Genomic DNA, 20,484 nt, shown 5'->3' with positions numbered 1-20,484 from the left:
CCGCGGTCAGCCAACAGCGGTCCTGAGCCAGGAATCATCGATGTATTTCATGACCATCGCCTCACTGCCCTTGCCGATCGAGGCGTATAAGGACGAGCGCCCTGCGGAGTCCGGGATCTGGGGAGCCGAAGTCGCCAAGGCGGGCCTGCTGCGTGCGGTGCTGCAGCATTCGCGGTGCGAAGCCATGTATCTGCCGTGCACGACGCGGCGCCAGCTGGCGGTGGCCGGGGAGCAGCTGACGGCCTACCCGAACCGGGAGCGTGTGCGGCCGGTCCTTCTCGCCGACTATCCCGATGCCGCGCGCCGCGACCGCATGGTGCTTTTCCACCCTGGCTCATCGGGCGAGGACGGCATCCGCGATCCCGGCCTCCAAGGACTGGTGAACCTGCGTGCGTTCGTGGGCGACCGCCGATGGCCAATCACCGGTGTCACGCACAGCATTTCGGGTGGACCCGGGTTCTGGTACGCATTCGGTGCGCTTCTGATGGCGCTGCGCGGCCACGACGCCTTGGTTTGCACCAGCCGCGCCGGTCGCGCTGCCGTCGAGCGGCTGGCCTCGACCGCTTCGGCGCCGCAGATGATCAGGGCCCGGTTGCCGGTCATCCCGTTGGGCACGGATGCCACGAAACTCCGGCCCGGCGACAAGGCGCAGGCCCGAGCACGACTCGGCCTGGCTCCCGGGGCGGTGGTGATCCTCTATCTGGGGAGGTTCTCGGCGTACTACAAAGCTGATCTCTTCCCGTTGATCCTCGCCTTTCGGCGTCTGCCGCCGAAGCAGCGTGCGATCGCCGCGCTGGTCCTCGCCGGCGACGACGTGCCGCACCGGATCGCGCCCAAGCTGGAGGCCTTCGCCGGCGAAGTGGGTGTGGGCGACATGGTCACGGTCGTGCCGAATCCGACGAGTGAAGTCAAGCGCGCCCTGTACGACGCGGCGGATGTGTTCGTGTCACCCACCGACAGCGTGCAGGAGACCTTCGGTCAGACGGTGATCGAGGCGATGGCATGCGGGCTTCCGGTGATCGCATCGGACTGGGACGGGCACCGCGACACGGTGCAGCACGGCGTCACCGGGTTTCTCGCTCCCACGCAGTGGGCGGACTGTTTCGAGCACCTCCGTCACACGCCGTTTCTGTGGGAGCCGCTGGAGCTGTACCGGCAGTTGGGCCAGGCGGCGTCGGTCGACCTGCGAAGCCTGACGGCATATCTCGAACAGCTGATCGACGACCCCGAGCTGCGCGCGCACATGGGCGCCGAGGCGCGGCGTCGCGTGCTGCAGCACTACGACTGGCCGGTCGTCGTCCGCCGGTACGAAGAGCTCTGGCTCGAACTGCTGAACGCGGAGGAGCGGGCCGACGAAGCGTCGTGCGACGAACTCGGATTCGACTACCTCGACACGTTCCGGGCCCATCCGACTTCGTTGATAAACGTCGACGCACCGGTCCAGGTCAGTGCGCAAGGTGCCGAGCTCGCCAAGAACGGGTTGCGGTTCCTGCGGGTGACCGAGTTGTCGGAGGAACTGGAGATCTGTGCGAAGATCCTGGCCACGTGCGCCAGCGACGGCAAGATTCCGATTTCCGAACTGATGGCACGCGTGGCCGATGAGTCACCCGATCCGCGGCAGCGGTGCTTCCCGCAGATAGCTCAGCTCGTGAAGTACGGCATCCTCGAACTGGCGTGCTGACGGTGTGCACCTCGCGGCGGCACCGACATGGCGGGCTCAGCCGCGAGCGTCGGAGAGCGCGGTGCGGATCAGCACTGTCGACTTCGTCTCCCACGCTCCGAGCCGCGGCCACGGGCAGCTGTACCGGAGGACTTCCGTGCCGGGCCAGTGGAACGGGGCCCCGAGCACGTCGACGGGGCGCATGGACCCCGCCGGCACGTCGGTGTTGACGTCCGCGATGCGCACCACCGTGCCATCAGGTCGGTGCAGTTCGGACGTGACGGTGTTGGTCACCAACGCCCGGCTGAACCGTCCGAGGAGCCTCGACAAACGGTGGATTTCGCTGTTCGGCAGGTGCTGCAGGACGTCCTTGACGATGAGCAGGTCCGCGTGGGGCAGTTCGTCCTCGTCGTCCAGTCGCGCGAACCGGATGTCGCCGGCCTGGTAGCGCTGCTTGTTCAGCACGATGACCGACTCGACGACGTCGACGCCCAGATACCCGGCACCGTTCCAGTCGATCAACCTCGACGAGCGCCAGTCGCCGCATCCGAGGTCGACGACGGTCCGGACGTCGTTCTGGACGAGGAACTGCTCGATGAACACTCGATACCGTCCGGTGTTGGCCGGATCGGAGCCGGGACCGGACCCGTCGGTCCACAGCCTGTCCCGATAGATCTGCTCGAACACGCTCGCCAGTGGGTGCACGTGCTACCTCTCGGACTCAGTGTTGCGGTGCGGTGCGACGAACAACCCGTGGAGCACCTTGCCGAGCGTGATGAGCGCCTCCCGCTCGCAGCCGTGCCGGCCGAGCAGGCGGTTGTGGTGCATGTGAAGGTGGTCGGTGAGCAACGCGGGATCGGCTTGCGCAGCCGGCCTGGCGAGCCTGGCCCGCCTGTCGGCGAGGATGGTCGAAAGTTCCTGCCCGCACGGGTGCCCGGCGGGTCCGGCGGTGATCAGGGTGCGCAGTTCGCGTACCCTGGCGGCCCGGGCTGGATCGGGCGGCGGACGGTGGCGCAGCAGCTTGCTGTACCAGGCGCGGTGATGCTCGTCATCGTCCAGCGCGTCAAGAAGGTGGTAGCAGGTCAGGGCTGCCAGAACGATGTCGTCGACGATGAGCCGCCCGGCCCGGCGCAGCGCCAGGATGTCGACGACGGCGCAGCTGTCCGCGTCGAAGACGGCTTCTGCGTGAGCCATTCCTGCCGGGCCGTGGTAGCGGTCGAGTTCACGTTCGTAGGTGTCGACGGTGAAGCTCGAGCACAGCCCTCGGTTGAGCAGTTGACCGGCCCAGGCGCAGAGTCGGCGGAACAGCGTGCCGGTCAGGTCGTCCGGGCGGCCATGCAGGCGCAGGCGCACGTGGGGTTCGGGGTCGGCGTAGCGGACGAAGAACCAGCGGTCGGCAAGGCCGGCTTCGATCGCGTGGGCGGCTTCGCGGCCGGCTTCGACGATGACGTCGTCTTCGAACGCCGGCGGGCAGTACAGCTTGAAGTACAGCCAGTCGCTGCCGGGCGGCCGGATCCGGGCCGGCGAGTCCATCGGCCGCGGATGCGCCGGGGGGTCGGCCTGCGGGTAGTCCCTGGCGGTCCGGAACAGCGGCACCACGACCTCGCTGAGGTATCGGCCGCCGGGTCCCGGCAGCCACGCGTGTTCGGGGCCGGGCAGCGCCTCTTCGACGATGAGCCGGTTCGGGGCGGGGTGGCGGCGTAGCTGGTGTCGCAGCGCGTCGAGTTCGGCGGCGCTGTCCAGGTCGACCAGGAGCCGGTAGTCGAACGTGCCCACGTTGACGTATCGGGGCACCCGCAGCCTCGTCCGCCAATGCATCACGGCCGGCCTGAAGGCGGCAGCAGACTCGGATGCCTTCGCGGCCTCGATCAGCGGGGTGGAAAGGTACCGTGCCGGGCACAGGACGATGCGTCCGACCTGGATCCGCGGCAGCACCGGCAGCATCGCGGCGGCACCCCAGTCGAACGGCGTGAACGGCGCGCGGGCGTCGGCTCCCACGTCGGCGAGGAAACAGCACACGTCGGGGCCCGTGCCCGGGTTGAGCATGTGCCCCGCGACGACCGCCACCTCGGCACCGCGCGCAGGCCACCACAGCCGGAACCGCTCACCGGTCGATTCGACGGCGAGTTCGTCGAGAGGGATCACGCCGGAGGGCGACACACCCGGCGACACGCCCACGACGAGTTCGTGCCGCCGGGAGTGCTGCCGGATGGCGACGTTGGCGCTCCTGGCGGTCATCGGCAGATAGGCCAGCTCGGCGAAGACGACCTCGGGCGACAGCTCGGATTCGTGCGAATGCACGTCTTCCAGCGCGGTTCTGGCGGGCTCACCCAGCAGATCGGCGAACCGGCCCAGGATCCTGCCCGCGGCTGCGGCGCCCAGGCTGGGGCCGACGACGAGGCGGTAGTTTCCGGCGTCCACGTCGGCGGCGGACTCGGCGACCACTAGCGCCGACACGTCCAACGACAGGGGCGCACGACTCGCCGGCAGGGGGCTGGACAGTCGCTCCACGGTCGCCTGGTCGAGTTCGACGCAGGAGCGGCCTTCGCACAGGGCGTTCGCGGCCAGCTCCATCAGGAGCTGATCTCGGGCCGTGTATCCGCTCGGTGCGGGCGTGCCGGCCCCGGCGTACGGCGATCCGAGCCCTGCGTTGGGGTCGAGCGCCGCCAGCAGCGGCACCGCCCGGCCGATTCCGTAGCGCTGCTCGAAGCGTGCCCGGTATGCCGCGGTCAGGCCACCGCAGTGGTGCTCGGGGGACAGCCGGAGGAGCAGCTCGGCGGCGTGCGCGGCATCGTCGGCGACGGAGCGATGCAGGCGTGATCCGACCAGCGGCAGCGCCATGTCGACCTGAGGCGGCTCGGCGGCGCACGCGTGTTCCACGCCGCCCGCCATCTCGAGCAGACGGCTGTACGCCGCTTCGGCGTCCGTCATCGGGCAGGTGTCGAACTTCGCCATCGCCGCGAGCAGCGCGCTCAGGGCACAGTGCGCCTCGGCCGCCTGCGCGATGCCGGCCAGTTTGTCCGCGACGTACTGTGCGGGATCGTGGTTGGTCAAGGGCGGGCGCAGGTCGGTCAGCAGGAGCCGCCGCTGCCACAACTGCTCCACGAGCACCTCGACCCGGGCGACCGGTGCGCGTGCCAGGGCGGCCAGCTCGGCGACCAGGTCATCGTGTCGAATCGGGCTGCGGCTCAGGGCGACTGCTCGGCGTACCAGAGCGGTGGCACGGACCGAGACGGTCGACCGCGTGCCATCGCCGGTGCCGCCCGCGGAGTCCGCCGGAGCGAACAGGCGACCTGCCCGCTCGGTGAGCTCGGGGTTGGCGACATACGACAGGTGCCTGCGCACGGCAGGGTCTGACTCGATGTCGAACACCAGGGCGAGCAGCCATTGCATGTCCGGGCGGGTCCGGGTCCGCGGTCGAGCTCTCCCGAGTTCCACGTCCGTGGTGCCGGCCCACTCCACGAGCGCGACCCCGGCGAACAGTCCATAAGGGGTGGGCCGGGTGGACATACGGACCAGGTAGCGCTGCAGCGTCCTGGCCAATCGGGAGCCGTCCGCCACCCGGTCGGCACGGTTGAGCGCGTCCATGACAGCGGGGTTGCCGACGGTCAGCGCCGCGCGCACCCGGGGGTCGTTCAGCGCATCGCCGAGCGGCGAGCCTCCCGGCGACGGTGGGTGCGCCATCGCGGTGTAGGACTCGACGGGCAGGAACGGAGCGCGTAGTAACCCCCACCCGGCGGGCCGGTAGCGTCCTGTGGCGGCGGGCTTCGAGCACTCGGGAACCCTCGGCCTGAGCTGCTCGCACGGGTCGTCAGGCAATGAGCAGCATCCTGTCCCAGTCCGGAGCCACGTCGGTCGACGCGGCGAGCAGGGTCATCGCCACCCCGGCGGCACCGTCGACGAACCCGGGGTTGTCCGGGTTACGCGGATGGCCGTGCTCGCGGTAGCCGTAGGCGCTGTCGGGCTCGTAGAGCACGAGCAGGCGGTCGAGAAGTGCCCGAGCGTGGTGGGCGAACCGCTCGTCGCCGGTGTCATGGTGGAACCGCATCGTGATCTGCAGCAGGCCGGCCAGGCCGTGACACAGTCCCGGCGCGATTACATGTCGGCAGTCGGCCCACCGCGGGTAGACCGCGAGCATCGCATCGGCCGCCCGCTCGCACGCGGTGCCGTCGTCGGTGGCGGTGCCGGCCAGCCACAGCGCCCGCGCCACCCCGGGTGTCCCGTAACACCAGGCGTCAGGTGGCGGTTCACCGGAGTCGTCGAAGCCGGCGACGTGTCCGGTGGTGTCGAGCGAAACGCCCACCGGCCACCGCGGGCCGTAGGCGTCATCGCGTCGATTCGCATCCAGCCACGTGATTAGATGCCGAGTGGCTGCGTCGAGCCCTTCGGCCTGCACACCCAGCGCCCGCGCGCGGGCCAGGAACGCCAGCGGTCCGGCCACCCCGTGGGCGAGCCCGCAATCGACGAAACCGTGCGGGAACCGGGTGCGGAAGAATCCATGCACCGCGTCGCCGACCTTCGCCCACGGTGGTGGCGTGGCAGGGTCGAGAGCATCGCCGATCAGCAGCTGCGCCACCCTGGTCGCGGCGGCCCGGCCGCCCGGCTGGTCGATTCGCTGCAGCAGGTACGTGCCCACGCCGGAAAGGCCGCCCTCGGCATCGAAGTCGGACCGCGGATGTCCGGCGCCGTCGTCGCTCGGCAACCGGCCGAGGTACGTGTGCAGCGCGTCGTCGATCGATGCCAGCAGGCGCTGATAGCTCCTGCCTTCCCGGGCGAGCGACGACGCCACGAAACCGAGCCCTGCCAGGCCGTCGAACAACCCGGAAGGCACGGGTCCTTCGTGAGCGGCGAACGTCACGGCACTCTGCAGAGCCTGGTGGGCCCGCGCCCACCAGGCGGGGTCACCGGAGCAGGCGCCGACGTAGCCGCACATCAGGGCCATTCCGGCGTCGCCTTCGGCAACCGAGGAGCGCAGCCACTTCCTAGTCGGCGCGGCGGCCGGCGGCCGGCGCAGCGTGCCCGCGATGCTCAATGCCAGTCGCTGCGCTCGTTCCCGCTGGCTCGCCGTGGCGACTGCCCGCCATGGCCGCGGACCCGGCTGACGGAGGGCGGTCGAAGTCACCGAGGGGCCGGTCATGCGCGAGCCGTACGACTCACTGCGGGCAAAGACGGCTCGGGCAGGTGAACCTGGGTTCGGTCCGGCGGGGTTCGAAGGGCCCCAACAGATCCCGGGGCAGCGCCTCCAGCCGGGCGTCGAGGTCGAAATCGGTCGTCCGCTGGCCGTGGCTGGTCCAGGTGTAATCGATGGGCGCGTCGCGTCGCACGGTGACGGCGTTCACCTCGTGGCCGGGAAACGGCGACGCGTCCGCGGACACCTGTGTCGAATACAGCAGATCACCGGTGGCGAACTCGGCGTAGTAGTCGAGCGCCAAGGTCAGGTAGATCCGCTGGTAGCCCGGCCTGCTGCTGTTGCCTGCGAAACCCACCAGTTCTCTGACGTCCAGCGGCGCCGCAGCCGGGTCGGGACGGACGCCGTCGACGTACGGGTGTTGGCTGAACGAATCGTCGCTCATTTCATTTCCTTCCCCGCTAAACGTTCCATAACAGTATCAGGTGGACATCCGCGGCCGGGTGCGCTTGTCCGTGTCCGGGACGGCCGGGGCATGGCCGTGACCTGCTGGAACTGTTGCCGGCAGTGACCGATCAGCACTGCGGGCAGAGCCGTGACATTCAGCGCTGGCCCTGTGCGCGGGCTGATCTGCTCGAGGAACAGCCGAGCGAGCCCGGACATCCGAACGGAGTCCGGCGGAGAGTTCGCGCTCAATGCATCAACGCCACCGCGTGCCAGTCGTAGGCACATCCGGACTGCGCGTCGCAACGCCAGTCGACCGGCTGGGTCGCCACGACGGTGCCCGCGGAGTTGGTCAGCCAACTCGTCACCAACCCAGCGTGCCAGGCGTACCAGACCACATCGGTGGAGCGGTTGCCGTCGACGTCGGTGAGCCCGAGCAGCCATGAGCTCGCCCCGCGGCAGCCGAAGGAACCGGCGGGGCTCACGCCGAGGGACCTGGTGCCCAGGACATGGCCTGAGCCGTCGAGATGCCAGACCGACAGCGCGCCGTCGGCATTGTTGACCCACAGCAAGTCCGCGACGCCCTCACCGGTGAGGTCACCGACGGCGAGGGGCCGCCAGCCCTGGCAGTACGGGTTGCCGTTGGCGTAGCGCCAGTCCAGCGCCTGCGTGCCACGGACGGTGCCGGACGTGTCGAGAAGCCACGTGGACACGTCACCGGTCTGCCCGTTCCACCACGTCACGTCGGTGCGGCCGTCGCGGTCGACGTCGGCCAGGCCGACGAGGTCCCATTGACGGCCGCAGTCGGCCTGGGCGCAGCGCCAGCTGACGGTTCGGGTGCCCAGCACGTGACCCGCGCGGTCAAGGTGCCAGATCGACAGGGTGCCCGTCACCTCGTGGAACCAGACGAGATCGGAAACGCCGTCGCCTGTCATGTCCGCACCACCGACCGGTCTCCACTGGTCGGCGCATCCGGAGGCCCGGTCGCAGCGCCAGTCCAGCGCCCGGGTGCCCAGCACGTGGCCCGCGCCGTCCAGAATCCACGTGGACAGTTCCCCCGACGCCGGGTTGAACCACATGACGTCGGCAGTGGCACCGGAAGCGTGTGCTGCCAGCGGGTTTGTCAACGCCAGTGCGAGCGTCGTCAGCAATACTGTCGCCGCCGTTCGTATCCGTCGAGCCATGTCGGTGCTCCTCTGCATCCGAGGGACGTGTGCATCGATACAGGGGGCGTCGGGTCGCCGCTGGATACCTCCCGCCCACACGATGGGAGTCAGGCGGTAGGAGCGCGCGCCGGTCCGGCTTGCACCCAGCTTCCGCATGAGGCGTTTCGCCTGGGCGGGTCCGCAGGGCACGGCGGGCTCTCCAGCGGGAGGCGTTCCCATTCGCACAGGGCGCGGATCCGTTTCCGGCTACCCCGGTCCGGCCGGTCCGCGCGGAGTGCGCGGACCGGCCGGATCCCGCCGCGCGCCGCGACTCGGGGGTCTGCGACGCTCGCCGGTGACCTGGGTGCTACCAGCCGACGGCCAGGGTGAGCAGGCTCGGCGGGTTGCTGTTACCGATGATCTTCACGGAGCTCTGGTCGTTGACGTCGTCGTAGGCGAACGCGTACGACCGCTTGTCGAGGCTGATGGCGTGGAAGTAGGCCGCGTAGTCGTTCTTCAAGCCCGCCGGGTAGTACTTCGCCGGGTCGAACCAGTCCGCGGTGTTCGGGTTCTGCGCGACGCCCCGGTTGAAGGCCGCGCAGAAGTCGCGGCCGACGGCCCGGGTGGTGTCGTTGGCCGGCGGGGGCACCGCCAGCGCCCCGGAGCACTCGAACACCTGCGCCGTGGTCGGCTTCGGCACGCTGAACGAGGTGCCGTCGTTCTTGGTGCCGGTCAGCACACCGTTGACCACCCGCCCGGTGTAGAGCTGGCCGTGGTCGTTCTCAGTCCAGGTGTTGGCCGTGTAGTAGTTCCACACCTGGTCGATGACGCCCTGCAGGTAGTTCGCCTGGGCGCCGCCCGGCTTGAAGACCGGCGACGTGCGCGGGGCGACGATGCGGTACTGGTTGGCCAGCCCGCGGAAGGCCGTGCCGACCCCCGCCTGGTAGCCCGACAGCACCTGCGCCCGGGTCTGCGTGATGCCGACGGTCTGGTCGTAGCCGGTCGACGCCTGCTGCAGCCGCGCCGTCATCGGGAAGCCGAACTGGTCCACCTGGGTGGTGTTGCCGCCGAACCCGAACTGGCCGTACGCGTAGCCCAGCTCGTACCAGTCGAAGTAGACGTCGGCGTTGGGATCGGCCGGGTTCAGCAGGTCCGGGCCGCCCCAGCCGCGGTCGTCGGCGGAGATCGGGATGTACATCGGCGAGCCCAGCGACAGGTAGATCCGCCCGCCCTCGATCCGGTTGGGGAAGGTCACCGTCGAGGCCTGGGCCAGCGTGAACGACATGTTGGCGTAGTTGCGGCCGTTCTTGACCAGGTGGCCGGGCGCGGTCTCCTCCAGGTGGTTGATGCGCGTGACGGTGCCGTCGGCCTTCAGGTACGACCACTGCCCCGGCGTGACCTGGCCGATGAACGTCACGTACACCTGGCTGTTGGTCCACGTCCCGCGGGTGTTGTTGACGAACGTGACCGGGAACGTGCCGTTGCCGCCGCCCCCGCCGCCGCCGATGGTGTAGACCGCGGTGGCCACGGCCGAGGTGGTCAGGCCGGATTTGATCCCGATCGCCTTAAGGGTGCGGGTGGAGGCGACGTTGACCGGTCCGCTGTAGAGGGTGGAGCTCGCGGTCGGGGTGCTGCCGTCGGTGGTGTAGCGGATGGCCGCACCGGCGGTGGCGGTGCTGATGGTGACGCTCTGGGCAGCGGCGTACGCGCCGCCGGGCGGGTTGAACACCGGGGTCGCGACCATGGTCCCGCCCCCGCCCCCGTGGGTGTAGGTGAAATGCGGGGTGTCGTAGAGCGGGCCGGACTTCTCGTAGGTGAACCAGTACTCCAGCACCGTCCCGGCCGACAGGCCGCCGACGGTCTTCTCCCAGGTCGACCCGTTCTTCGTCATGCGGAAGTCCTGCTGGCCCTGGCCTGGCAGCCGGTAGTGCAGGTCGACCAGGGTCGCGGGGACGGTGGGGGTGAACCACACCTTCGCCTGCGTCGCGTCGACGGCGGTGACGCCCTGCGCGTAGTCCGGCGCGGCGTGCGCGGGCGCGGCTGGCAGGGCACCAGCCACCAGGGCAGCGAGGGCCGCCGCCAGGAGTTTCATGGTGCGCCAGGGCATGGCCCTGCGGTGCGAAGTCGTGTGCATGGTGACCTTCTCGAGACGGGACGGTGTCACGAGAGCGCTCTATCAGATGTCTTTGATACCCATTGGGCGCAGATCAAGTCAACCCGTGCTGGCCACAGCGGAGAAAGATGGCATTGATGAGAACCGACGACCTCGTTCACGATCTACTGGTGAGAGCGCTCTCAGAGCGACAGGGATCCGCTCGCCGGGGTTGGACCACCATCCTGACAGACGAGCACGCCTAACCCTGGTTGCGCGACGTGCTGGACGTGCGCGGCTCTGCACGGCTACTGCGGACCCGAGCCCAGCCAGAGTTTGGTCTGCGGGCCTTCGGCGCCGCGCAGCCCGCCTGCGAGAAGCGTGTTCCCTCCGGTGGTGGCGAAGTCGGCGAAGCGCTCCGCGGCTTCGAAGCCGTTGGCGCGTACCTGTTCCTTGTGCCAGGCGCAGCCGTCCGGCGACCACCACAGCCCCGGCGTCGTCGTCTGATTGGTGCTGTTGCCGGTCGAGCCCACCATCAGGAACCCGGTCCCGAACGGGCGGATCGACGCCGCCTCGTGCCCGCCCGTGACCCCCAGATCGGGTAGCCGCCCGGCGTCCACGCGGGCGGCGGCGACCCCGCCGGATCCGTCGCCGCACCAGGTGACGGGCCGGAAGCGGTCGTTCTGGCCGGTGGGGTCATCGGCCAGGTATCCCTGATCGCCGGGCCGTAGTGGCTCGTACAGCCAGCCGTCGACCACCCAGTTGCGGCCGTTGACGGCGACGCGGTTCACGTTGGCGTTCGGCGGGAGCGCCTGGGGCACTCCGGCGAACAGCTCGTCGGCGGTGGCCGCGTACAGCGTGCCGTACCGGTCATACACCAGCACCGGCCCGGCCGCCGTGGTCAGCAGTTGCAGGCTGAGGCGGTTGTAAGGGCGCTGCTCGGCGTGCAGGTCGGCGGTGGCGGCCTCGCTGCGCTCGAATCCGCTGCCGCCGTCGGCCCACAGTTCGACGACGCGCCTGTCGTCGGGAACGTGGGCCACGAAGGCACCACGCGGTCCGGCCGTGATCGCCCACGATCCCGGGCTGTCGACGGGACCGAGGCGCGAGCGCAGCGTCTGCGGGCGCGCCCACGCGCCACCCTCGTCCATGGTCCACACGGTCGCCGCGGTGGCGTAGGTGTCGTGGGCCAGCAGGTACACGTCCCGCCCGTCGGCGGCGAGGTCGCGGGCTTGCCGGTCGAATGCGTTGACGCTGCGGGTCCACGTCGTGCCGTCGGGGGAGAAGAACAGGCCCTGGCGGCCGTACTCGTCGGTGGACAGCATCGCGAAGCCGTGCCTCCCGGCGGCCACCCGTTCGGGTTCGAACGCTCCGGTGCCGCTGGGCAGGCCGGCAGCGACGACCGCCTGCCAGCGGGGGAACATCGCCGGGGGCGAGGCGGCCGTGGTCGGCTGGGGCGCCGGGGTCACCGGGCCGGGTTCGGCGGCGCATCCGGCGAGCACCAGCAGTAGCGCCAGGGAAGCGCGCCTCATTCGCACCTGCCCGCGCGCCACGTCTGCTGGAAGCTGCACATGTCGGTGGCCTGCTCGGCCGAGCTGACCACGAACGGCCGCCCGGCGTCGTCGATGATGGTCTGTTCCCGCCGGCCGCCCCACGACCAGTCGAGGACCAGCACGAACTCGACCCGGCCGGTGCCTTCGATCTTCACCGAGTATGCCGCCGGGTCGTGCTCGGCGACTGTCCACGGGAACGGCGCGGCCGCGGCGGGATCACGCGGCACGGCCGCGCCTGCCTGCGTGGCCAGGTCGATCCGGAGCAGTGCTTGCTGCAGCGTGCCACCGCAGCCGCCGTGGGTCAGGCGGCTGCCGGGCGCGGCGGGGCCGCGGCTTCGTACCTGGGCCCGCAGCCCGTGCAGCACCACCGTGCGGCCGGTGGTCTCCTGCGCCACGATCTCGATGGCGCTGCCGCTGCCGAGCACGCCGTCGGCGGGCACCTCGCGTGGGTCGAACGGTGTCCCGTCGGCGACATCGCGCGGCACGATCCACGACGACGTGCAGTGGTTCTCCAGGGCGGGCAGCGTGACCGCGTACTCCAGCCGCGGTGTCGCCGGCCCGGAGGCCGCGGGGGCGGGCGGGTCCTCGCCGCCGAGCAGCTGCGCCGCGGCGCAGACCCCGCCGATCAGCGCGGTGAGCACACCCACCACCGCGCCGAGCTGGGCCGCGCTACCCGCCTCCCGCCACCAGGCGCCCAGACGGCGCGACCGTGCTCGCAGGGTCACGGCTTGCACTCCTCTACTCGCCCCGGCGACCGCAGGCTTAACCGTATGCGGCATCCGCGCGGCGGGGGCCTTGCCCGATCGGCCGAGGGGCGTGAGTGAACGCCACCCAACGCGAACACTGAACCGGCGATGGCACCGGACCGTTGCGCCGCCGTGGTCCACCACGGCACCACCGGCACAGGTTTCGCCGCCCGCAGGCCGTCGTGCCGTTCGGTGCCGACCAGCCCTTCTAGGCAGCGCGGGTCGCGGCGCTCGGAGCCGGTCCGGCGTCCAGCATGTAGGCCTTCCCGGATCGATCGCGGCCCACTACGTCTGCGCGTGGCGGCGGAGTAGGGGCCGTTTCACTGTCCGGAGGCCGGTGCCGAAGGTGGCGCAACTGCGGTCTTGAAGCATTGTCCGGGCAGCTCGGAGTGGGTGCGGAGAAGTCGTCAGGTGGCGTAGTTCCGGTGGTATTCCGCTAATCCTATCGGTTTAGTAGGGTATCGACCGGACAGGAGGTTCCCCCTGATGACAGTCGATGTCACGCGCCGCCGCCGGACCGACCGCGCCCGCCAGGTAGCCGACGTGCTGCGCCACCAGATCGTCGCCGGCGACTTCGCCCACGGCGCCCTGCCGGGCGAGGACGACCTCGGCGCCGAGTTCGCCGTGTCCCGCAACACCGTGCGCGAGGCCCTGTCGCTGCTGCGCGACGAGGGACTCGTCGACCGCACCCCGGGCCTGGGCACCACCACCTGCGGCGAGAAGTACCCCCACGGCCTGCACCGCCTCATGGGCCTCAACGAGACCCTGCACGAGCACGGCGCCGTCACCAACGAGGTCCGCGCCGCCGAGCTCATCGACCCGCCCACCTGGGTCGCCCGCCGTCTGTGCACCACCGACCGCGTCGTCTACATCGAACGCATCCGCAGCCTCAACGGCGTGCCGCTGTCGCTCGATCTGACCTACCTGCCCCGCGTCGTCGGGGAGCCCCTGCTCGACGAGGACCTCGCCCACCGCGACATTTTCGTCCTGCTCGAAGCGATCACCGGCCAGCCGCTCGGCACCGCCGACCTCACCCTTGAAGCGGTCAACGCCGACGCGCACAGCGCGGGCCTGCTCGGCACGGAGCTCAACGCCGCGCTGCTGATGCTCGAACGCCTCACCCACCTCGCCGACGGCACACCCGTCGACCTCGAATCCATCCGCTTCCGTGGCGACCGTCTCGCCATGCGCGCCCAGCTGTGCAGGAGCTGACCATGGCCCAGGCCCACCAGCGCGTCGATCTCCCGGTCATCGTCGACCAGGACCTCTGCATCGACGGCTGCACCCTCTGTGTCGACGTCTGCCCACTGGACTCGCTGGCCATCGACCCGGCCAGCGGCAAGGCGTACATGCACGTCGACGAGTGCTGGTACTGCGGCCCGTGCGCGGCCCGCTGCCCCACCGGGGCCGTCACCGTCAACATGCCCTACTTGCTGAGATGAGACCCCTGATGCGTATCGTCGCGATCCTCGCCCTCGCCGCAGCCGTGGCGGCCACCTCCGGATGCACCGTCGCCGGCAACGCCGCCGACAGCGACGCCGAGCAGGTTGTGGTCGGCTACCAGTCCAAGACCATCAACACCGTCACCGCGGGCACCCTGCTCAAGGCCCAGGGCTTCTTCGAGAAGCGACTCGGCGAGATCACCGGCCGGAAGTTCCACGTCGTCTGGCAGGACTACGACACCGGCGCGCCGATCACCGCCCAGATGATCGCCGGGAAGATCGACATCGGCTCCATGGGGGACTACCCGCTGCTCATCAACGGCTCTCGCGGCCAGCAGCAGGCCGAGACCCGCACCAAGCTCGTCTCGGCGACCGGGTACAACATCCGCGGCGCGCTGAACATGGTCGTCACCACCCCCACGGCCACGATCGCCGACCTGAAGGGGCTCAAGGACAAGACCGTCTCCACCAGCGTCGGCTCGGCCGCGCACGGCACGCTCGTGCAGGCCCTCGAACGTCAGGGCGTCACCGGGGTCAAGGTCGAGAACCAGGTGCCCCAGGTCGGCGCGTCCGCCCTGCAGTCGGGCAACGTCGCCGCGCTGTCCCAGTTCGTCGCGTGGCCCGCCCTGCTGGTGCACCGGGGCGAGGCCCGGCCGCTCTACGACGGCGGGGCGCTGGACGTGCCCACCTTCCACGGTGTCGTCGTCCGCGAGCAGTACGCCAAGGACCACGCCGACGTGGTCAAGGCGTTCCTCAAGGCGCAGATCGACGCCACGGCGTTCCTGTGGAACGACCCGCTCGCGGCCGCGAAGTCCGTCGCCGACGCCACCGGCCTGCCGCCCGAGGTGGTCTACCTCTACAACGGCGCCGGCGGCCAGGTCACCTTCGACGTCCAGCTCAAGCAGGCCCTGCGCGACGCGCACGCCCACGACGTGCCGTTCCTGAAGTCCATCGGCGTGCTGCAGTCCATCGACCTGGCCGCGTTCGTCGACGACAGCTACCTCAAGGCCGTCTACGGCGAGGGCTACGACGCCGACTTTGGCCAGACCGCCAATCGCGCGGCGATCACGGGCACCGACGCCGTCTGCGGCCGCCCCGTCACCGACCCCGCGCTGGCCGGGGAGATCTGGCCCGCCGACGCCGAGCGCACCGTCCCGGCCGCCACCCCGACGTGCCTGCTGCGCGCCGTACGCGCGAACAAGCCCCGGGTCGCTTACGTACCCGACGCCCTGACCGGCACCCGCTGGTTCGCCGACAAGAGCCTGTGGGTGCAGGACCCGGCCGCGCCCGCCGACGAGCGCTTCAAGCCGTTCGTCACCCGCTCCTCCGCCGACGCCTACACCGCCACGCACCCCGGCGCCCGGCTGGTCACCTATGCCCAGGCGCTGGAGCAGGCATGACGGCCCTGCTGGAGCAGACCCAGGCGCCGCCCGCCGCCACGTCCGGCGGGCGGCGCGGTGGATACCGCGCCCGCTGGGCGGTCCGGCTGACCTCCCTGGCCGCGGCGGTGCTGGCCTGGCAGTGGGTCACCGCGGGCGACGTGCGGCTGTGGGTGCGCTTCGACCGCCTGCCCACCCCCGTCGAGGTGTGGCGGGAGCTCGTCCGCCAGCTCGGCGAGCCCGTCCACTACGAGGACGTCGCCCAGAGCCTGGTGCGCATCCTCACCGGCTTCGGCATCGCCGCCGTGCTCGGCATCGGCCTGGGCATCGCCATCGGCCGCTCCCGGCTGCTGGCCGACGTCCTGCAACCGCTGTTCGAGGTGGTGCGCCCGATCCCCGCGATCGCGCTGGTGCCCGTCGCGATCCTGCTGTTCCCGACCAACGAGCAGGGGATCGTGTTCATCACGTTCGTGTCGGCGTTCTTCCCGATCCTGGTAAGCACCCGCCACGCCGTGCGGGCCCTGCCGACGGTCTGGGAGGACGCGATCGCGACCATCGGCGGCGGGCGCATTCGCACCCTGGCCAGCGTCGTGCTGCCCGGGGCACTGCCCGGGGTGTTCAGTGGGCTGTCCGTCGGTATCGGAGTGTCCTGGATCTGCGTCATCTCCGCCGAGATGATCTCCGGTGACTACGGCGTCGGGTATCGCACCTGGAAGGCGTACACCATCGTCGACTATCCCGGGGTGCTCGTCGGGATGCTCACCATCGGCGCGCTGGGCTGGCTCACCTCCGCCTCCGTCGAACGCGCCGGCCGCTGGGCGACCCGCTGGCTGCCCGCCAACCTGAAGGATCGGACACGATGAGGTTCGAACTGTCGGGCGTGACCCTCGGCTACGGCGGCGATGCCGTCGTCGGCGGGCTCGACCTGGAGGTCCGCAGCGGCGAGATCCTCGTCGTGGTCGGCGGCTCCGGCTGCGGCAAGTCCACCCTGCTGCGCGCCCTGGCCGGGCTGCTGCCACCGCGCGGCGGCCGCATCCTCGCCGACGGGCAGCCCGTACGCGGCCCGTCCAGCGAGCGGGCCCTGATGTTCCAGGAGGACGCGCTGCTGCCGTGGCGCTCCGCCCGCCGCAACGTCGAGCTGGCCCTGGCCATCCGCAAGGTCCCCGACCGCCGCAGGCACAGCGAACGCTGGCTGGCCGAGGTGGGCCTGGGCGAGCACGCCGCCCGGCTGCCCGCGCAGCTGTCCGGCGGCCAGCGCCAGCGGGTGCAGCTGGCCCGCACCCTGGCCGCGCAGCCCCGGGCGATCCTCATGGACGAGCCGTTCGGGGCGCTGGACGCGCAGACTCGCGCCGGTATGCAGCAGATGCTGCTCGACCTGCACCGTGCCAACCCCGCCACGGTCGTGTTCGTCACCCACGACGTCGACGAGGCGCTGATCCTCGCCGACCGCGTCGCCGTCCTCACCCCGCGCGGCGTCGAAGCCGTCCTCGACGCGTCCGCCGCCACCAAGGAGGAGATCCTGTGCAGCCTGCGAGCCTGACCGAACGCCTGCACCTGGACTGCGACGTGGTCGTCGTCGGCGGCGGCACCGCCGGGACCATGGCGGCCCTGTCCGCCGCCGAGCACGGCGCGCGGGTGATCGTGCTGGAGAAAGCGCACGTGCGCCACTCCGGCGCGCTGGCCATGGGCATGGACGGCGTCAACAACGCCGTCATCCCCGGTAAGGCCACCCCCGAGGACTACGTACGCGAGATCACCCTGGCCAACGACGGGATCGTCAACCAGAAGACGGTCCACCAGACGGCCAGCCGCGGCTACGACATGGTCCGGCGGCTGGAGGGCTACGGAGTCAAGTTCGAGAAGGACGCCTATGGGGAGTACGCCGTCCGGCAGGTGCACCGCTCCGGCAGCTACGTGCTGCCCATGCCCGAGGGCCGCGACATCAAGAAGGTCCTCTACCGGGTGCTGCGCGAACGCCGCATGCGCGACCGCATCCGGATCGAGAACCGGCTCATGCCGGTGCGGGTGCTCACCGCCGACGGCCGCGCCGCCGGAGTGGCCGGGTTCCACACCCGCACCGGCGAGTTCGCGACCGTGTCGGCCAAGGCCGTGATTCTCGCGACCGGCGCGAGCGGGCGGCTCGGCCTGCCCGCCAGCGGGTACCTGTACGGCACCTACGAGAACCCGACCAACGCCGGCGACGGCCACTCGATGGCGTACCACGCCGGGGCGGAGCTGTCCGGCATCGAGTGCTTCCAGATCAACCCGCTGATCAAGGACTACAACGGCCCCGCCTGCGCCTACGTCGCCAACCCGTTCGGCGGCTACCAGGTCAACAACCGGGGCGAGCGTTTCGTCGACTCCGACTACTGGTCCGGGCAGATGATGGCCGAGGTGGCCCGGGAGCTTTCGACCGACCGCGCCCCGATCTACCTGAAGCTGTCCCACCTGCCCGAGGAGACCATCGCCAAGCTCGAAGGCATCCTGCACACCACCGAACGCCCCACCCGCGGCACGTTCCACGCCGGACGCGGCCACGACTACCGCACCCACGACGTGGAGATGCACATCTCCGAGATCGGCCTGTGCGGCGGCCACTCCGCTTCGGGCGTCTGGGTCGACGAGCACGGCGCAACCACCGTCCCCGGCCTGTACGCGGCGGGCGACCTGGCCTGCGTGCCGCACAACTACATGATCGGCGCGTTCGTCTTCGGCGACCTCGCCGGAACCCACGCCGCCGGGCTCGACGCCGTGCCCGGCGAGCTGCCGCAGGACCAGGTCGAGGCCGCGCACGAGCTGATCTACCGGCCGCTGGCCAACCCGGACGGCCTGCCCCAGCAGCAGGTCGAGTACAAGCTGCGCCGCTTCGTCAACGACTACGTCGCCCCGCCCAAGTCCGGCGCGAAGCTCGACCTCGCCGTCGAGGCGTTCGAACGCATCCGCACCGACATCACCCGGATGGGCGCGCGCACCCCGCACGAGCTGATGCGTTGCGTCGAGGTCTCGTTCATCCGCGACTGCGCCGAGATGGCCGCCCGTGCCTCGCTCATGCGCACCGAGAGCAGGTGGGGGCTCTACCACGAACGGCTCGACCACACCGACCGCGACGACGAGCAGTGGCTGTACCACCTCAACCTGCGCAAAGACGCCGAAGGGCAGATGGAGTTCGTCAAACGCCCCGTCGACCCGTACCTGTTCCCCGTCGACGGGTTCACCCCGGTCGACGCGGCACCCCAGGTGCTCCAGGCATCCGTGCACCACGGGCGCGGCGCGGCCACCACGACGGCTGCTCGCGGCATCGCCGCCAAGGCCACACCCCGACTGCTGGAGGTCGTACGCCTGGCCGAGCAGAACCCGTCGCTGGCCGACTTCGTGCCCTACCTGACCGACACCGATCCGGAGGTGCGCCGCACCGCCCTGATCACCCTCGTGGAAGCGGCGCCGGACGGCACGCCTGAGACGCTCGTGGGAGCACTGTCGGACGACGACGCGGGCGTGCGCGGCGCGGCCGTGGCCGGACTGCAGGAACTCGCCGACGTCCTGCCCGCCGGGCTCGCACTGCGGGCCACGCTGGGCAGCCCCGACCCGGCCGTCCGCGCGATCGCCCTCGACCTGCTCCGGCACACCGGGGACGGCACCGCCCCCGAATTCGTCGCGCACCTGGCCGACGACGACGTGCGGGTGCGGCTCCAGGCCGTGCGAGGCCTGGTCCGCCTGGACGACACCGCCGGTCTGGCCACCGCCGCGTCGGACCCCGATCGCGAGGTGCGCGTGGCTGTGGCGCAAGGGCTGCGGACGGTGGGCGGGACCGAGGTGCTCGCCGTGCTGGCCACCGACACCGAGCCACTGGTCCGCGCCGCCGCGTTCACCTCGGCGGCGGCCCACTCGGACGCGGCGCTCACCACGCTGGCGTCGCAGGCGGCAGCCGACCCCGCCTGGCAGGTGCGGGCCGGAGCCGCCGCCGCACTCGGCCCGGCCGGGCCGGACGCGTTGACCGTGCTGGCCGTCGACGGCAACGCCGACGTCCGTAAAGCCGCGGTGCAGGCGATGGCGCTGCATACCGACGTGTTCGCCGCAGCGCTGCAGAAGGCGCTGGGCGACGTCGACGCCGACGTGCGCGCCTACGCCCGGCGAGCACTGGGGGGCGTACCCGAACCGGCAGGCGTGCGCTCCCAGGGACGTCGCCTGACGTGATGTCCCCGCGTGGCAGGTGAGCTTCACCGCCCACGCCGGGACATCACACCGCCGGAACGCGTCCGTGTCATCGGTACGGGACTTGTAGGCATAACACGCACCGAGCAGGATCTTGAAGTGGCCCCTATCGGCGGGGCACTCGAGGTCTGCCAACGACTCGTAGTAGATCTCCTCGTAGGTGTCAGGGCTGAGGTTGCCCAGAAGGCTGTGCGCCCGGCGGGGGTTGTAGGAGCCTTCGATGTAGGAGAACACGCTCCATCTTTAGTTCGTGGCGGCTGGGCCAGGCCTTCGTGTAGACCAATTCGGTCTTGAGCATGGCGAAGAACGTCTCGGCCAGGGCGTTGTCGAAGCAGTCCGCGACCGAGCCCATCGAGGCCAGCACATCGCGGCCGTCGGCCGTGACGACGAGCTTGGGGCGTGACAAGGTAATTTGAACGCGGGAAGTGCCTCTCCTGCAATGGTCTTGGGTCCTCGACAAGTCCTATCGTTCCAGATGTGGGGTGCTTTCACTTTCAAGATCTACTATGCAGGCACACCTTCGCGAAAGCCCGAGGCCTACGGGCAGGCACCGCTATCCGTCACGTGCCGAGCGCTAGACGGGTGCCAGCTTCGATCAGCCGCGTTAATCAGGCAGGCGAGAGCTCCAGCGCGCCGAACGCCGGTTGAGTTCGGTAACCCAGAGCGCGTCCAGCACGACGTCCGAC

At 70.5% G+C, this 20,484-nt stretch carries 15 protein-coding genes; 7 read left to right on the top strand and 8 right to left on the bottom strand.

Annotation, left to right across the window (positions count from 1 at the left end):
- Positions 1 to 40 precede the first annotated feature (40 nt).
- Positions 41 to 1,681 (top strand): glycosyltransferase family 4 protein, encoded by a 1,641-nt coding sequence (locus Cba03nite_RS16550; RefSeq protein ID WP_203746707.1) that lies wholly within the window; start codon positions 41 to 43, stop codon positions 1,679 to 1,681.
- Positions 1,682 to 1,717: 36 nt separating this feature from the next.
- Here the strand turns inward: Cba03nite_RS16550 and Cba03nite_RS16545 are convergent, their stop codons facing one another.
- From Cba03nite_RS16545 to Cba03nite_RS16510, 8 genes are all read right to left on the bottom strand, one after another.
- Positions 1,718 to 2,347: a class I SAM-dependent methyltransferase gene (locus Cba03nite_RS16545; RefSeq protein ID WP_203746706.1), complete on the bottom strand. Its 630-nt coding sequence runs from the start codon at positions 2,345 to 2,347 to the stop codon at positions 1,718 to 1,720.
- A gap of 21 nt (positions 2,348 to 2,368) precedes the next feature.
- Positions 2,369 to 5,479: a lantibiotic dehydratase gene (locus Cba03nite_RS16540; RefSeq protein ID WP_203746705.1), complete on the bottom strand. Its 3,111-nt coding sequence runs from the start codon at positions 5,477 to 5,479 to the stop codon at positions 2,369 to 2,371.
- Positions 5,472 to 6,797, bottom strand: coding sequence for a lanthionine synthetase C family protein (locus tag Cba03nite_RS16535; RefSeq protein WP_203746703.1), 1,326 nt, complete (start codon positions 6,795 to 6,797; stop codon positions 5,472 to 5,474). Before Cba03nite_RS16535 ends, Cba03nite_RS16540 begins: the two co-directional genes overlap by 8 nt.
- A 16-nt stretch (positions 6,798 to 6,813) precedes the next feature.
- Positions 6,814 to 7,233 carry a hypothetical protein gene (locus Cba03nite_RS16530; protein WP_203746701.1) on the bottom strand — a complete coding sequence of 140 codons (420 nt, stop codon included), beginning with the start codon at positions 7,231 to 7,233 and terminating at the stop codon, positions 6,814 to 6,816.
- Positions 7,234 to 7,480: 247 nt separating this feature from the next.
- Positions 7,481 to 8,416, bottom strand: a complete 936-nt coding sequence (locus Cba03nite_RS16525) for a hypothetical protein (RefSeq protein ID WP_203746699.1) — start codon at positions 8,414 to 8,416, stop codon at positions 7,481 to 7,483.
- Between the two features lie 328 nt (positions 8,417 to 8,744).
- A complete protein-coding gene (locus tag Cba03nite_RS16520; protein WP_203746697.1) occupies positions 8,745 to 10,511 on the bottom strand; it encodes a beta-1,3-glucanase family protein in 1,767 nt (588 codons plus the stop codon).
- A 266-nt stretch (positions 10,512 to 10,777) separates the two neighbouring features.
- On the bottom strand, positions 10,778 to 11,998 hold the full coding sequence (locus Cba03nite_RS16515) for a hypothetical protein (protein ID WP_203746696.1): 1,221 nt from the start codon (positions 11,996 to 11,998) through the stop codon (positions 10,778 to 10,780).
- Positions 11,995 to 12,744 (bottom strand): hypothetical protein, encoded by a 750-nt coding sequence (locus Cba03nite_RS16510; RefSeq protein WP_203746694.1) that lies wholly within the window; start codon positions 12,742 to 12,744, stop codon positions 11,995 to 11,997. The genes Cba03nite_RS16515 and Cba03nite_RS16510 overlap by 4 nt, the downstream gene beginning before the upstream one ends.
- A 507-nt stretch (positions 12,745 to 13,251) precedes the next feature.
- On the opposite strand from Cba03nite_RS16510, the gene Cba03nite_RS16505 reads away from it, so the two are divergent.
- From Cba03nite_RS16505 to Cba03nite_RS16480, 6 genes are read left to right on the top strand one after another with little or no spacing between them, the layout of a single operon-like run.
- Positions 13,252 to 13,977, top strand: a complete 726-nt coding sequence (locus Cba03nite_RS16505) for a GntR family transcriptional regulator (protein ID WP_203746692.1) — start codon at positions 13,252 to 13,254, stop codon at positions 13,975 to 13,977.
- Between the two features lie 2 nt (positions 13,978 to 13,979).
- Positions 13,980 to 14,207: a 4Fe-4S dicluster domain-containing protein gene (locus tag Cba03nite_RS16500; protein ID WP_203746691.1), complete on the top strand. Its 228-nt coding sequence runs from the start codon at positions 13,980 to 13,982 to the stop codon at positions 14,205 to 14,207.
- A gap of 8 nt (positions 14,208 to 14,215) precedes the next feature.
- Complete coding sequence (locus Cba03nite_RS16495; protein WP_203746690.1) at positions 14,216 to 15,607, top strand: ABC transporter substrate-binding protein; 1,392 nt, start codon at positions 14,216 to 14,218, stop codon at positions 15,605 to 15,607.
- A complete protein-coding gene (locus tag Cba03nite_RS16490; RefSeq protein WP_203746689.1) occupies positions 15,604 to 16,449 on the top strand; it encodes an ABC transporter permease in 846 nt (281 codons plus the stop codon). The genes Cba03nite_RS16495 and Cba03nite_RS16490 overlap by 4 nt, the downstream gene beginning before the upstream one ends.
- Positions 16,446 to 17,126, top strand: a complete 681-nt coding sequence (locus tag Cba03nite_RS16485) for an ABC transporter ATP-binding protein (protein WP_203746688.1) — start codon at positions 16,446 to 16,448, stop codon at positions 17,124 to 17,126. The genes Cba03nite_RS16490 and Cba03nite_RS16485 overlap by 4 nt, the downstream gene beginning before the upstream one ends.
- Positions 17,108 to 19,780: a fumarate reductase/succinate dehydrogenase flavoprotein subunit gene (locus Cba03nite_RS16480; RefSeq protein ID WP_239125789.1), complete on the top strand. Its 2,673-nt coding sequence runs from the start codon at positions 17,108 to 17,110 to the stop codon at positions 19,778 to 19,780. Before Cba03nite_RS16485 ends, Cba03nite_RS16480 begins: the two co-directional genes overlap by 19 nt.
- Positions 19,781 to 20,484 lie beyond the last annotated feature (704 nt).

The organism is Catellatospora bangladeshensis (assembly GCF_016862575.1).
Classification (GTDB): domain Bacteria; phylum Actinomycetota; class Actinomycetes; order Mycobacteriales; family Micromonosporaceae; genus Catellatospora; species Catellatospora bangladeshensis.
Note: the sequence above shows the minus strand (reverse complement) of the source record. Positions and strands in the feature narration are given on the sequence as shown.